General features: G+C 59.4%; 13 protein-coding genes. 3 read left to right on the top strand and 10 right to left on the bottom strand.

Annotation, left to right across the window (positions count from 1 at the left end):
• Window positions 1–19 precede the first annotated feature (19 nt).
• The 5 genes from NW843_RS05215 to ebsA all read right to left on the bottom strand — a co-directional run bounded on the left by NW843_RS05215 (window position 20) and on the right by ebsA (window position 5,666).
• A complete protein-coding gene (locus NW843_RS05215; RefSeq protein WP_414522324.1) occupies window positions 20–2,143 on the bottom strand; it encodes a DNA polymerase III subunit gamma/tau in 2,124 nt (707 codons plus the stop codon).
• A 122-nt stretch (window positions 2,144–2,265) separates the two neighbouring features.
• Window positions 2,266–2,790: a hypothetical protein gene (locus tag NW843_RS05210; protein WP_414522323.1), complete on the bottom strand. Its 525-nt coding sequence runs from the start codon at window positions 2,788–2,790 to the stop codon at window positions 2,266–2,268.
• Between the two features lie 29 nt (window positions 2,791–2,819).
• Window positions 2,820–3,536: a dephospho-CoA kinase gene (coaE, locus tag NW843_RS05205; RefSeq protein ID WP_414424703.1), complete on the bottom strand. Its 717-nt coding sequence runs from the start codon at window positions 3,534–3,536 to the stop codon at window positions 2,820–2,822.
• 74 nt (window positions 3,537–3,610) lie between these two features.
• Window positions 3,611–5,305: a citramalate synthase gene (gene cimA / locus NW843_RS05200; RefSeq protein ID WP_414522322.1), complete on the bottom strand. Its 1,695-nt coding sequence runs from the start codon at window positions 5,303–5,305 to the stop codon at window positions 3,611–3,613.
• On the bottom strand, window positions 5,295–5,666 hold the full coding sequence (gene ebsA, locus NW843_RS05195) for a type IV pilus biogenesis protein EbsA (RefSeq protein WP_414522321.1): 372 nt from the start codon (window positions 5,664–5,666) through the stop codon (window positions 5,295–5,297). The genes cimA and ebsA overlap by 11 nt, the downstream gene beginning before the upstream one ends.
• A 467-nt stretch (window positions 5,667–6,133) precedes the next feature.
• On the opposite strand from ebsA, the gene larE reads away from it, so the two are divergent.
• The 3 genes from larE (at window position 6,134) to NW843_RS05180 (ending at window position 9,662) form a co-directional block, all read left to right on the top strand.
• The gene (larE, locus tag NW843_RS05190) at window positions 6,134–7,054 is read left to right on the top strand and encodes an ATP-dependent sacrificial sulfur transferase LarE (protein ID WP_011432933.1); all 921 of its coding nucleotides are present in this window, start codon (window positions 6,134–6,136) and stop codon (window positions 7,052–7,054) included.
• Between the two features lie 52 nt (window positions 7,055–7,106).
• Window positions 7,107–8,939 (top strand): DUF3769 domain-containing protein, encoded by a 1,833-nt coding sequence (locus NW843_RS05185; RefSeq protein ID WP_414522320.1) that lies wholly within the window; start codon window positions 7,107–7,109, stop codon window positions 8,937–8,939.
• Window positions 8,940–9,380: 441 nt separating this feature from the next.
• Complete coding sequence (locus NW843_RS05180) at window positions 9,381–9,662, top strand: DUF1830 domain-containing protein (protein ID WP_414331305.1); 282 nt, start codon at window positions 9,381–9,383, stop codon at window positions 9,660–9,662.
• Window positions 9,663–9,686: 24 nt separating this feature from the next.
• Here the strand turns inward: NW843_RS05180 and NW843_RS05175 are convergent, their stop codons facing one another.
• From NW843_RS05175 to NW843_RS05155, 5 genes are all read right to left on the bottom strand, one after another.
• Window positions 9,687–10,076: a hypothetical protein gene (locus NW843_RS05175; protein ID WP_414522319.1), complete on the bottom strand. Its 390-nt coding sequence runs from the start codon at window positions 10,074–10,076 to the stop codon at window positions 9,687–9,689.
• 31 nt (window positions 10,077–10,107) lie between these two features.
• Complete coding sequence (locus NW843_RS05170; protein WP_414522318.1) at window positions 10,108–10,833, bottom strand: hypothetical protein; 726 nt, start codon at window positions 10,831–10,833, stop codon at window positions 10,108–10,110.
• A gap of 41 nt (window positions 10,834–10,874) precedes the next feature.
• On the bottom strand, window positions 10,875–11,444 hold the full coding sequence (locus NW843_RS05165; protein ID WP_414522317.1) for a DUF3110 domain-containing protein: 570 nt from the start codon (window positions 11,442–11,444) through the stop codon (window positions 10,875–10,877).
• 89 nt (window positions 11,445–11,533) lie between these two features.
• Window positions 11,534–11,785 carry a hypothetical protein gene (locus tag NW843_RS05160; RefSeq protein ID WP_414330072.1) on the bottom strand — a complete coding sequence of 84 codons (252 nt, stop codon included), beginning with the start codon at window positions 11,783–11,785 and terminating at the stop codon, window positions 11,534–11,536.
• 247 nt (window positions 11,786–12,032) lie between these two features.
• Complete coding sequence (locus NW843_RS05155) at window positions 12,033–12,377, bottom strand: ArsR/SmtB family transcription factor (protein ID WP_414330075.1); 345 nt, start codon at window positions 12,375–12,377, stop codon at window positions 12,033–12,035.
• Window positions 12,378–12,748 lie beyond the last annotated feature (371 nt).

Raw genomic sequence — 12,748 nt, 5'->3', positions numbered from 1 at the left:
TTCAGTATAGTTGAGCTTATTATTGACTAGAGTCATGCTCTTCCGTGGATCCCGTCACGTCAGACTCCAACACCCCTTCCAAATCCACCAAGCTGCCGTTGAAGTGGTCGGCAAAACGGCGGGCAATCTCCGCCAGCTCCTGGGTTAGCTCGAAGGACTGCCCACCGTGCAGGGTGTCGCGGCGCTCTGCACGACTTGGAGAATCGGTCGCGACAGCGGTGCGGAGCACTTTGTTCGCACCGGCGGGAGAAAGTCCTTGGGTTGCCAAGCCGGCCACCTTGGGGCCACCCATAGGATTGTCCCGCTCAGGCTCTGGCGAAGGTGGGCTGGAGTCAGAAGGGGAATGTTGCTGTCGCCGGGCAAGGCCGTGGCTCTGCGGTTCTGCTCTGGGCTCCCTTGAGGAAGCACGACTGTTGGTGCTATCGCTCTGCAACCCCGGCGTGGTGACAGGATCTGGGGGGGCGGGGGGCAGGTCTGTTTCTCGGCTGAGCAGTGCCGAGGACTCCGCACCGCTGACGCGAATGGAAACATGCGGCCCGCTGGAGCGCTGCACAATCAAGTTGAGCTGCACAGGGCGCTGCAGCAGGTTGTGGAGCACCGACCGCAGTTCGGCTTCTTTGCTGCGCACTTTTTCCACCAGACCCTTGCTGGGAAAGGCGAGGGTAATTGCTTCAGGAGTCTCTTGGTGCAGGTGGCCGGATCCCATCAGAGCCTTGGTGAGGGGAGAGAGGCGCTTGAGGAACTCGTCCCAGTGGGGGCGCAGCAGCTTGACTGTGGCGGCGTCCCTTGCCGGTTCTCTGGGCTGCTCCGAGGACTCCGTCCGAGTAGCGCGATCTGCCTTCTGGCTCGACGCAACAGCAGGGGAGGCTGAAGGCCCAACAGTTAATTCATCTATCTCACCAACAGTTGATGGGCTTGATGGGCTAATGGTCGCAGCAGGGGCCGGAGGGGCTGTCCCGTCCGGGGGAGTTCTCTGGGGTGCAGGAGATAGGTCAAGGGCTGGGAAAGGACTCCGTTCCGCTGAATCCTCAGCCACCATGCTTGGGCGCAGCTGGCCCAGCAGATCCACTAGGGCAATTTCCAACCACAGTTGGGGCTGTCCGCTTTGACGAATTTGCGGCTCACACTGGCGCAGATGGCTCTGGGCTGCCAGCAGCATCTCCACCGAGTAGCGAGGGGCCCGTTGCTGCAGAGCTTCCCAGGTGGAATCCGTTACAGCCACCAACTCCCGTTGCTGGGGGGCTGTCTTGACCAGCAGCAGATCCCGGTAAAGGGCCACCAAGTTCTGCAACAGGGCTAAGGGCTCTTTGCCCCGCTCCAACAATTGTCGAGTTTGGCTGAGCACCGCCTGCACATCCTGAGCCAGCAGCGCATCCATCAGAGCCAAAAGCTGCTGTTCCGGGATCCCGCCCACCAAGTCCCAAACGGCTTCAGGGGTGATGGCTCCCTCTAAGAGGCTGAGCTGATCCAGCAGGCGTTCGGCGTCCCTCAGGCCCCCTTGGGAAAGTTGGGCCACCAGTTGCAGCGCCTCCGGCGTGATAGGGATCCCTTCTTGGGCGGCGATCTTGCCCAGGTGGGCCACCATGTCGTCGAGGGGGATGCGGCGGAAGTCAAACCGCTGACAGCGGGAAACAATGGTGGGCAAAACCCGCTGCGGGTCAGTGGTGGCCAGGACAAATACCACGCGGGGGGGCGGCTCTTCAAGAGTTTTCAGCAAGGCGTTGAAGGCCGCATTGCTGAGCATGTGGCACTCGTCGATGACATAGACTTTGTAGCGGCTGTTCACCGGGGCAAACTGGGCCCGCTCGATCAGCTCGCGGATGTTGTCTACGCCGGTGTTGCTGGCCGCGTCAATCTCGAGAACATCCAGGGAGGCTCCCGCAGTGATGGCGCGGCATTGGCTGCACGCCTGGCAGGGATCCGGCGTCGGCCCCTGTTCACAATTCAAAGACTTGGCCAAGATGCGGGCGCTGGAGGTTTTTCCCGTGCCCCGCGGCCCGCAGAACAAATAGGCAGGCGCCACCCGCCCCAGCCGGATGGCATTGGCCAGCGTTTGCACCACCGCTCCTTGGCCGACCACATCGGCAAAGCGCTGCGGGCGGTATTTTAAATGCAGGGGTTCATAGTTGCCAGCGGTGGCCATTTCCGGGATCTCCAAGCAAGCAGCGCCCCAACCGGAACCGCGCAAGAGCTCTGCTCTGCTGACGCGATCCCACCGGGGCTCCCCTATTCTGGCTTCTCGATGGCGGGATCCCTCCCTGCCCATCAAGAGTGGGGCTGGGCGGGCAGAGCTTTTGTGCTCCCCTCTGCTAACGTGACCGGCGGCGGGCCAGGGGACTTGGGATCCCGGCGACGCAGAGAGGGAAGCTGGGGCAGTTGCACTCTCCAGCCGGGCGAGTCAAGCTGATCCATGTGCTGCACGCGGTAGCTGAGCTGGTACAACTCCTTCCTAAGCTGGCGATTCTCTGCCTGGATGGCGGCGATGCGCTGGCGGATGGGCTGCAGGCGGGCTTGCAGCTTGCGCCGGTAGAGCTCTGGCAACTCTTGAATCATCTGCTCCAGCAACTGCTTCTCTTGGTAAAGCTGCTCAATCTCCGCCTCATAGCTGCGAATTTGCCGGTGTTGCTTTTCTTGGCGCAGCTCCAGAAGGTCTATCTGGCCCTGCAAGATGCGATTGCGCTCTCGCAAAAGCTGGATTTCCCGCTCCCGCGCGGCCAGAGCTTGAGCAAACTCCGTCTCGCCAACGCAGCCTGCTTCCTGCATCGTTTCTCCCTCAACCCATCCGTACATGGATACCAAGGGATCCGTCCCACCAGACCCTACCCGTCACTGTATCCGGCCCGCGGGGGTGAGGCAAATGGCCTCTGGCCCGCCGACGCCAAAGCTTGCTTCACCTGGGCTTCCAGCTCAGCCAGGGATCCGGAGTTGTCCAGCACCACGTCTGCACGGCGCACTTTTTCCGCCAAAGGCCACTGGCTGGCGATGCGAGCTTCGATTTCTGCCGGTGTAAGAAGATCCCGGCGGGCAAGGCGTTGCCGCTGCTGCTCTGGGGTGCAAGTCACCACCCAAATCTCGCTGGCCCAATTTTCCATGTGGGCTTCAAACAGCAACGGGATCATCAGACAAACGGTTTGAGATCCCTGCCCAGAAGAAAATCCTACCCCGCTACGCTTTTGGGAGGCAGGCTCTTCCTCAAGCGGCACCCCATGGACTTTAGAGCTCTGCTCCGCCAACGCGGACAGAAAATCTTGCAGTTGAGCTCTAACGAAAGGGTGGATTTGGGCCTCTAGCCAAGCCCGCTCAGCGGCATCTGCAAACACGATCTGGCCCAACCGCCGGCGATCCAGATCCCCGGAGGGTGTTTGGATGGCCTTCCCATAGCGTTCCAGTACCCGCTCGCGAATGGGGGATCCCACCGCCAAGGCCTGGCGGGCCATTTGATCGGCATCGGCCACCGGGATCCCGTGCTGCTCCAGGATGCGGGCCACCGTGGATTTGCCCGTGCCCACTCCGCCTGTCAGGCCGATGATTCGCATAGCTGTCGTGGTTACGGTTTAGCTTGCTGGGGTAGAGGGGCGCTGCCAGGGTAAAGCCAGTTGAAGGTTTTTCTTCAAGGGGAGGCCGTTTTTGCAGCCAGCGGAGAAGAACGGTGCTCTGCCGCAGCCGGCAAAGGAGAGCTGGGCGGCAGCAGGCTATACTCAAAGCCCTCCACCAAAGCCCGACAGGAGGCCTCGATGATGTTGGTGGAAACCCCCACCGTTGTCCAACGGCGGTGACCGTCGCTAAACTCCACCAGCACGCGCGTTTTGGCCGAGGTGCCGGCTCGCCCATCCAAAATGCGCACCTTGTAATCAGACAGGTGAATCGCCTCCAGTTGGGGATAGAACTCCAGCAGCGCCTTGCGCAACGCCCCATCCAGAGCGGCCACCGGCCCATTGCCTTCCGCCGCCGTCACCCGAGTCTGCCCCTGCACCGCGATTTTCACCGCTGCCAACGATTGCACATCCGTTGCTTCGCCACTGGGATCCCAGTCTTTGCTGTTCCAATCGGAGCGGGTGGTGGTCGTCACGTTGAAGCTGAGCACTTCAAACGGATGCGAGCGCTGACCCAACAACCCCCTCACCAACAGCTCAAAGCTGGCCTCAGCCGCCTCAAACTGGTAGCCCTGCAGCTCCAGGGTTTTCAGCCGCTCCAAAATCAAGCGCACCTGCGGATCCGACTTCTCCAGCCGGATCCCGAATCCGGCCATTTTGTGGAGGATGTTGCTCAGCCCCGCCTGTTCCGAGACCACAATGCGGCGACAGTTGCCCACTTGCTCCGGGGCGATGTGCTCGTAGGTGAGGGGGTTTTTCTGAACGGCGCTGACGTGGATCCCGCCCTTGTGGGCAAAGGCCGATAGGCCCACAAACGGAGCATGGTCATCCGGGGCCAAATTGACCACCTCGCTGATGGAGCGGGAGATCTCCGTCAGGTGTTGCAGCTTCTCTTGCGGCAGACAGCGATAGCCCAGCTTCAGTTGCAAGTTGGGAATGACGCTGCACAGGTCGGCATTGCCGCAGCGTTCCCCATAGCCGTTGATGGTGCCCTGCACCATGCGCGCCCCTGCCTGCACCGCCGCCAGGGCATTGGCCACAGCAGTGCCGGAGTCGTTGTGGGTGTGGATCCCTAGGGGCAAGTGCTGCAGGTGATGGGATTCTGCCAAGACAGCTGCCGTGATCGCCGCAATCTCGTGGGGCAGGGATCCGCCGTTGGTATCGCAGAGAACCAGCCACTCCGCCCCCGCCGCCGCCGCTGCCGCTAGGGTTTGCAGGGCATAGTCGGGGTTGTGGCGGTAGGCGTCGAACCAGTGCTCGGCATCGTAGATGACCCGCCGCCCCTGGGATCGCAGATAGGCAATGGTGTCGCGGATCATGGCCAGGTTTTCCTGCAGCGTGGTGCCCAGGCCCTCGGTGACGTGGAGATCCCAAGACTTGCCGAAGACGGTTATATAGCGGGTGCCCGCCGCCAAAATGGCCTGCAGCATGGGATCGTCTGCCGCCCGCCGCCCCGGCTTGCGGGTAGAACAAAAAGCCACCAGCTCGGCTTGCTCTAGGGGCTCTTCCCGCATCTGCCAGAAAAACTGCACATCCTTGGGATTGGCTCCTGGCCAGCCCCCTTCAATAAACGGGATCCCCAGCCGATCCAGCAGCTTGGCAATCTGTAACTTGTCTTGCACCGACAGCGATAGACCCTCTCGCTGGGCCCCATCCCGCAGTGTGGTGTCGTAGAGAGTGATGGTGGCTGAGCAACCCAGATCAATCTTCATATCGCATCAGTTTCTTGTAAAAGGCGGTGGAGAAATCCGGCGGTTGTCCGCGCTGCACCAAAGAGACGACATCAATCAGATAATCCACAAACTCGTAGTTGGCGATGGAGAGCTGATAGGTGAGATCTGCATCCTGAGCAAAGATCACCTGAACCACCGTCAGATCCGAGGGCAACGGGGACATGTGCCAACTGGCCAAGAAGCGGACAGGCTCTTCCCCCTCGATGGCCCTCTGCCCTTCCAGGCTGGCTTTTTTGTAGAGGCCCACCGCGAGGGCTAGGTACTGTCGGCGGGCAACGGCGTAATAGGGCTGATAAACGGCCACTTCTGGCGGGCTGGCAGGTTCAAGTTGCAAGGCCATAGTGCGCTAGGAGAGGGGTACCGCTTTTTCTAAGTTTCATGAAGTTCTGCAAGATAGGTAGGATCCCTGTAGCCAAGAGAGATCTCTGCATCGGCTGTAGCAAGTGTCGCCGGAAAAAGCTGTGAGGTCAATTGCGGCAGAGAACCCAGAAAAAATTATAAGGGGCCACTGCAACCCATTTTATTCAGCGTATCGCGAAGCGGTGCGGTTCCCGGTAGGGTGCCGGAGGCATAGCACCATCGCGACAGCGGGTGAGCGGACTACGAATAGATTGCCCAATTGTCTACTTTTCCTTGAGGGATCCCGCATCCCATGCTGGGGAGAAGCGTTGGAAAGTCGGGGATCTCTAGGAAAGAATAGAAAGAGGGGGGATCCCTGCCCCTGATAGCAACCGGCTTTTCTCCTGCCGGCGGTGGCGAGACGGTGCCCTTGCTTGGTTCTCCAAACGTTTGGCATCTCCTGGCTTCATGAACACAACCCAAGACCCAACCGCTTCTCGTCTCGACCTTCTCCCCCCGGGAGAGGGAGGAACAACGGCCAACCTCCTGCTGGAGTGGGATCCCGTCCTGCAGCGCAAGTTCCAGCAGCTTGTCCAGATCTTCGCCGAGATGGAGCAGGTCTTGGTGGCCTACTCTGGGGGGGTTGATAGCAGCCTGGTGGCCAAGTTGGCTTGCGATCAGCTGGGGGAGCGGGCCCTGGCTGTCACCGCTGCTTCTCCTTCGCTGCTGCCCGAAGATTTGGAAGAAGCAATTCAGCAGGCTCGGCAAATCGGGATCCGCCATCAGATCGTCGAAACCCACGAGCTGGAGGATCCGAGCTACGCTGCCAACCCTGTTAACCGGTGTTACTTCTGCAAAAGTCACTTGCACGATACCTTGCGCCTGTTGGCCCAAGCCCAGGGATATAACCATGTGGTGGATGGTCTCAATGCCGACGATCTGGCCGATTACCGACCGGGGACACAGGCAGCTCGGGAGCGCGGCGTGCGTTCCCCTTTGGCGGAGGTGGGGATGAGCAAGCTGGAGGTGCGGCAATTGTCTCGCCACCTGGGGCTGTCTTGGTGGGATAAACCGGCCCAACCCTGCCTCAGCTCTCGCTTTCCCTACGGGGAGGCAATCACCCCTGAGAAGCTGCGTCGGGTGGGAGCGGCAGAGCGCTACTTGCGCAGCTTGGGTTGGCGGCAGGTCAGGGTGCGCTCCGAAAAGGACACCGCCCGCATCGAACTTCCTCCGGATCAGATCGTGGAGTTTGTGCAGAAAACCAATCTGGAAGCGCTGGTCAAGGCCCTGCAATCCTTCGGCTATCTCTATGTCAGTCTCGATTTGGAGGGCTACCGCAGCGGCAAGCTCAACCGAGTCCTCAACCTTTCCCAGTTGGCCACAAGCTAGCGGGCTGGGGAAGCCGTAGGGGATCTGTGTTGAAGTTTCGCGCCGGGTGATTATGAGAGGGTTGCGGTTGCTCTGGCTCTGCTTGGGGGTGCTGGGGTTGGCAGTTGCCGGCCCTACTGCGGCTCAGGTGGAGTCCCAGAAGAAGGGGGGCGCTCAGCCCATGGATACGACTGACCTCAGCGCCGTTGCCGACCGAACGTTACGGCTGCGTTCTGACCGGCAAACCTTCGATCAACGGGCGGAAGTCTTCCAAGCAGAAGGCAATGTGGAGATGCGGCTGGGCCGCTCTGTGTTGCGGGCGGATCGCCTGCGCATTGAACTGCGACAGCGGCGGGCTGTGGCCGAGGGCAATGTTTCTATTCAGCTGGATCGGCAGCGCATTCAGGGATCCCGCCTAGAATACGACTTTGAGCAGGAGCGGGGGTTTTTGGAAGAGGCCTTCGGGCAGGTGGATATTGGCCAGTTGCAGGCCGGTGGATCCCCGGCAGCCGCTTTGGCGCCAGAGCGGTTGGTGCGCTTTCGTGCCGTTCGCATCCGCTTCGATGCCAACACCTGGGAAGGAGAACAGGTGCGGCTGACCAACGACCCGCTGGATCCGCCGGAGTTGGAGATTCGCAGCCCACGGGTGACCTCCACCCTGCAAGCCGATGGTTCCAGCCTTTTGATTGCCGAGGCCGGCCAACTGGCCTTCGACCAGGTCTTGTTTCTGCCTCTGCCCATTCGGTTGCGCTTCGGCTCATTAAACCGTCAGCCTCCGGTCAGCATCTTCTACGATGATTTCGACAGGGAAGAATTGCGGCGCGGCTTGATCCTCCAGTCCAACACCGAGCTGCTGCGGGATCCCAATGTGAGCTTGGTGCTCTCCCCGCAACTGTATCCACAACGTCTTTGGGGCAGTGAGCAGGGCCTTTTGGATGGGATCGGGCTGCGGGCCGATTTTCGTTGGCGGCAACTGGAAGCCAACGCTCAAACCTCGCTGTTTGCCGAGCTGCGGGGGATCGTCTTCCAGGAGTTTGCTCAGCGCTTGCGAGCCCAGGTCGAACACCGCATCACCACCGGCGATGGCGGAGAAGTCGCCTACACCTACGCCTATCGGGAACGCTTCTTCAGCGGTCGCCTGGGGTTTCAAATTGTGGAAAACCGCCTCGGTGCCAGCTACCGCTCCCCCACCCTGCGCCTAGGGAATACCGGCTTGGATCTCAGCTACCGCATAGCCGCCGACTACATCGATGCCTTGGGGCAGCCGGATGAAATCGACACGGATCCGGAGTTGGCCTTAGCCAACACCACCGACCGCATTCAGCTCTCCCGCCTGCAACTGGGGGCAACCTTGAATCGCTCCTTTCCCCTCTGGAGCCCTCCCAAGACGGCGGCGGATCCCCCACCCCGCTTTTCCGCTCTGCCCATCGAGCAAGGGATCTGGCTCAGCACCGGTGTGAGCAGCAGCCAGTCTTTTTACTCCAATGGCCGAGCCCAGAGCTATACTGCCGGCAGTATTGGCATTGATGCGGTGATTGGGGCTTTTGTGGCCGATACCTTCGACTACACCAACCTGAGGGTGACCTACTCCAACGGTTTTTTGGCCGGAGCCTCGCCATTTTTGTTTGACCGCATCACCACGCGGGAACAGCTCGTCCTGGGCTTTTTGCAACAACTGTACGGCCCGCTGCGGGTGGGGGCAGAGACAACGGTAGATTTGCAGTCGGGCCAGCAGGTGGATGTCGTCTATCGCCTGGGCTATGACCGCCGCACCTATGGCTTCAGCCTGCAATACAATCCGGTGCGCCAGTCGGGGGCTCTGGAGCTGCGGGTGGAGGGCCTGAACTGGGATCCCGGCCAATCCTCGCCGCAGCCGACGACGGGATCGAGGATCCAAGAGCCCTGATCCCCAAACTCCAAGGGAACGGAAAAATGTAATCCTGACTACTACTCTGTGGAGATTTTCTATGAGAAATTACCCCAACTTGGGGAGAAATCCTACCTCAAATCTGCCTTGAATTGCAGAACCCTTCTGGACATCGAAACGGTAAGGTAAGATACAGAAGTTACAGTCATTTTAAACAGGAATGAGACCTTTCCGTGGCATTGCTTCCTAACTCTCCTCTCCCAAAGGAGAGGGGCTGGGGGTGAAGGATGACTCCCTCTGTAAGCGGCGCGGAACGCTTGGGAAGTGTTTCAATCTAGTTTGGAGTGACTATGAATGACTATGTTTTTCCAGGATTAATTTCTGCCAGTTGGGATCGCCGTATCGCAGACTACCGCAGTGATCCCCAGGCGGTGTTAGGGTAGATGATAGGCTGAGCAAAGTGGGCTGGTGATCTGAACAATGCAAACACTCGATGCAATCCCCGATAAAAAACGAGCAGAGCGAATAACCTGTAGCTACATCAATGCGACCAGCTCCATTCAGGTGGTTCGCATCACGAATATCGAAAACTGGTACTTTGAGCGGGTGGTCTTTCCAGGCCAGCGGCTGCTGTTTGAGGCGGTGCCCGGAGCCAAACTGGAGATTCACACGGGTATGATGGCCAGCTCTATTCTGGCGGATACCATCCCCTGTGAAAAGCTGCGCGTTCGAGAAACGGAGCCGGTGACTGCGGGCGCCTAGATCTCCAGAGGCCAGCGGTGCGGACTAGGTTTCCCGGCCTTGTTGCCTTCTCTCCTCACTCTCTGGGCTGGGGGAAGGCTGAGGCGAGGGGCTGGCGGAGCGGCGCGGCTTCGGGGGTAGTGGGATATCCAGGAAACGGGCGCTCAATCTCACCAGGCTGGTCTCTTGGGGCGGCCAAGGGATCCCCAACCAACGGGCTGTGAGCTCCAGCAAGCTGGGGGGTGGTGTCGGGGTAGGAGTTGGCGTGGGTGGTGGGGTGGGGTACAGATCTAGGCGCGGTGGCCGTGGGGTGCTAACCCGAAAAGCATCGGGGGGCGGTTGGGTCAGAGGTACATTCGGATCCCCGCATCCCAGCAAGCCCAGCCCGCCGGCAAGCAACAGGCCGTACAATTTTCGAGTGCCTCTACTGCCCATGAATACGCTGCTGGACACCTCTAACAGGGTATCATCGGGATCCCAAGGCTCTGAGCTGGGCTTGCAAATCTTCCTCCAGCACAGATAGCTGGCGAGCCAAGGTCACGTAGCGGTTGGCGGTCAGGTTTTTGGCGGTAAACTGCTCCAGCAGTTGCTGATCCCGGGCAACCATTTGGTTGAGATACTGAGCCACAGAGGCTTGTGGATCCTCGATCAAAGCTCGGCACACCTGTAGGGCCATCACCAGTTGGGCCCGCACCTGCAAAAACAGCGACTGGATGTACTTTTGCTCAGCCTCACTGAGTTGCCGAAAATCCCGCCAATGCTGCCCCCCCTGCAGGGATTGTTGGAGCTCGTTGACCCAGTGGTTGTAGTCTTTTACCTTGCGGGCCAGATCGGTGGCAAACTTCATCACCTCGGGGGTGCTGTTGAGCAGATGGGCTTCCTGCCAACGCTGCCGGATGCGATGCAGGCTTTTTCCCAAGCGCAGGCTGACTCTCAGGATCCCCAGCACGAGCAGCAGCAGGATCCCGGCAGCCGCGGCATAGGGCACCCAAGAGCCGGGATCCCGCATCCCCAAGAAGATGACCAAGGCTATTGCTATCAAACCAAAGGCCAGCATGCCCCAGGAGCGTAGCCGCTGTTGCTGCAGACGCAGGTACTCCGCCCGCAAATCAAAGGCCTCGCAGCAAGCGTCCAGATCGGCGGCCATGAGCTGGCGAAACTCGTCCACAGAGATCGGTTCCACACTAATCATCGAGGGCACCCTTAACGCAAGTGGATCGAGGCCGAACGGCATCAAGACCTGCCCTGCCAATCACGGGCAGCTTCCGTGCTTTCTTGTAGGGGCTCCAGCGTTTCGCTGGCCGGAACCACCATCAACCCATACCCTCCGCTGCGGCAAAAATCGACGATCTCCTGCGTGTCAAAGCGTTCTGCCACGGGCTTGGGCAGTCCCTGTTGAGCCAACCGCTGCGCATATTTTCTTGCCGCAAACGAGCTCTCGAAAGCAATGACGATATCTTGACCCCCAACCTGGCGCGTGCAGATCCCCTCCTGCCCATTGGCTTGGTAAAGCAGCACAATCACCTGGGGGGGCAAGTCCTCTGGGCTGACCCAAGACAAACCCTTCTCAGCCTGGGATCCCCCGCTAAGCAATACATCCCGCGCCTCATTCAGCCGCGCCAGTTGCGCCTCTAGCAAGGGTCTTTGTCGCTCGTCCTCCAGTTCTGCGAGGGCAGTACTGAGGGTTTGGTATTCCTGAAACAGTCGCCCCCGGATCTGCCGCTCGGTTGCGTCCGGCGGAAGGTTGAGAATCTGAAGGGCTTCGGCGGTGTTCATCATGGGCTCTGATTTATTCAAAACCATTGCCTAGACTAGCTGCTTTGAGAGTCTCTGGAGAGAAATTCTCCTATGATCGTGGCTGCCCGCTTTCTCGGCCAGAAGAGAGGGTGGACTCACCGTTCGCGCCAGCGGGCCGGAGGCCTTGTGCGGCGATGATGACTTCCATCTTGGGGCTGCTCAGCAGGGGAATTGACCTGGGGTTGGTCAGATAAAGAGGGAAGGGGGAAGCCCAACTCAAAAGCCTCTCGTGCCAGCAAAGCCAGCAGAGATGGATTCAACTGGGCGCGTTTCACCCGCTCCTTGAGGCGATTCCACAGGTGTGCTCGGTGGATGCGTTCCAACTCTTCTCGCTGTTCACGTATCATGTTGTTCCCACCTCTCTTGTATCAATCCTAACTAAGCAACAGGGGAGCTGGTGTCAGGGAACTTTGATGGATTTTAGGAGATGGGATCCTCATTTTCTCCGAGTTGACCCGCCGGGATCCCTGGGGTTGCCAGCAGGGAACACCATTCACATCTGTAATTTCTTGTGTTGCAGCAAGCCCGTCTTCGGAATGTACAAGGGCGGGATCCGACAGTTTTTCTAGGGACATTTTGGGATCCCTGCGCGCCTTAGAGGTCTTCCACACAGGGAACTGCGGCCTTGACAGGGCCAGCTTGCCCCAATCTATCCAAAAAATGCTGCAGGAGCTGAAAACCGGGTGGGTTGAGGCTGTAGTAAATCCAGCGCCCCTGCTGGCGAGCATTGACCAATTTCGCATCCCGCAGGGTTTTGAGGTGAAACGAGAGCTTGGATTGGCTCACCTTCAGCTCCTCGCAGAGATCACAAACACACAACTCACGCCCCTGCAGCAGTTGCAGCACGCGCAGGCGAATCGGGTCAGAGAGGGCGTGGAATCCCTCCCGCACCTGCTCATCTGTCAAATTCCCCTCTACCTCAACCAGGAACGAAACCATCATTCAACCAGGGTAGCAGGAGTTTTGCGCTCCAGTTGTCGATCAGTTGGACGGCAGGGAAAAGGCGCAACAGTCAACCGGCTCAGCGACGGTAGGTCAACCGCGCTTGAAGATAACACTGCCAACATTCCGTTGCCAACTTTGTGTTCTCTTTAACGTTTCTTGTTGCTGCCTTCACAAGCTCTCCACAGTTTCGCTGAAATCAATCACTGGGATCCGTTATGCGAGAGACACAGTTGCACCGGCTATGGCTGGTGTTGCTGGAAAAAGCTGCTTTGAATCATCTGTTGAAAAGCCTGGGCTGCTCGCGAAGTGTGCAGAACCCTCGCGAGAGCATGACTCTAGTCAATAATAAGCTCAACTATACTGAA

It is taken from the genome of Synechococcus sp. R5-12 (assembly GCF_047502655.1).
GTDB lineage: Bacteria > Cyanobacteriota > Cyanobacteriia > Thermostichales > Thermostichaceae > Thermostichus.
Note: the sequence above shows the minus strand (reverse complement) of the source record. Positions and strands in the feature narration are given on the sequence as shown.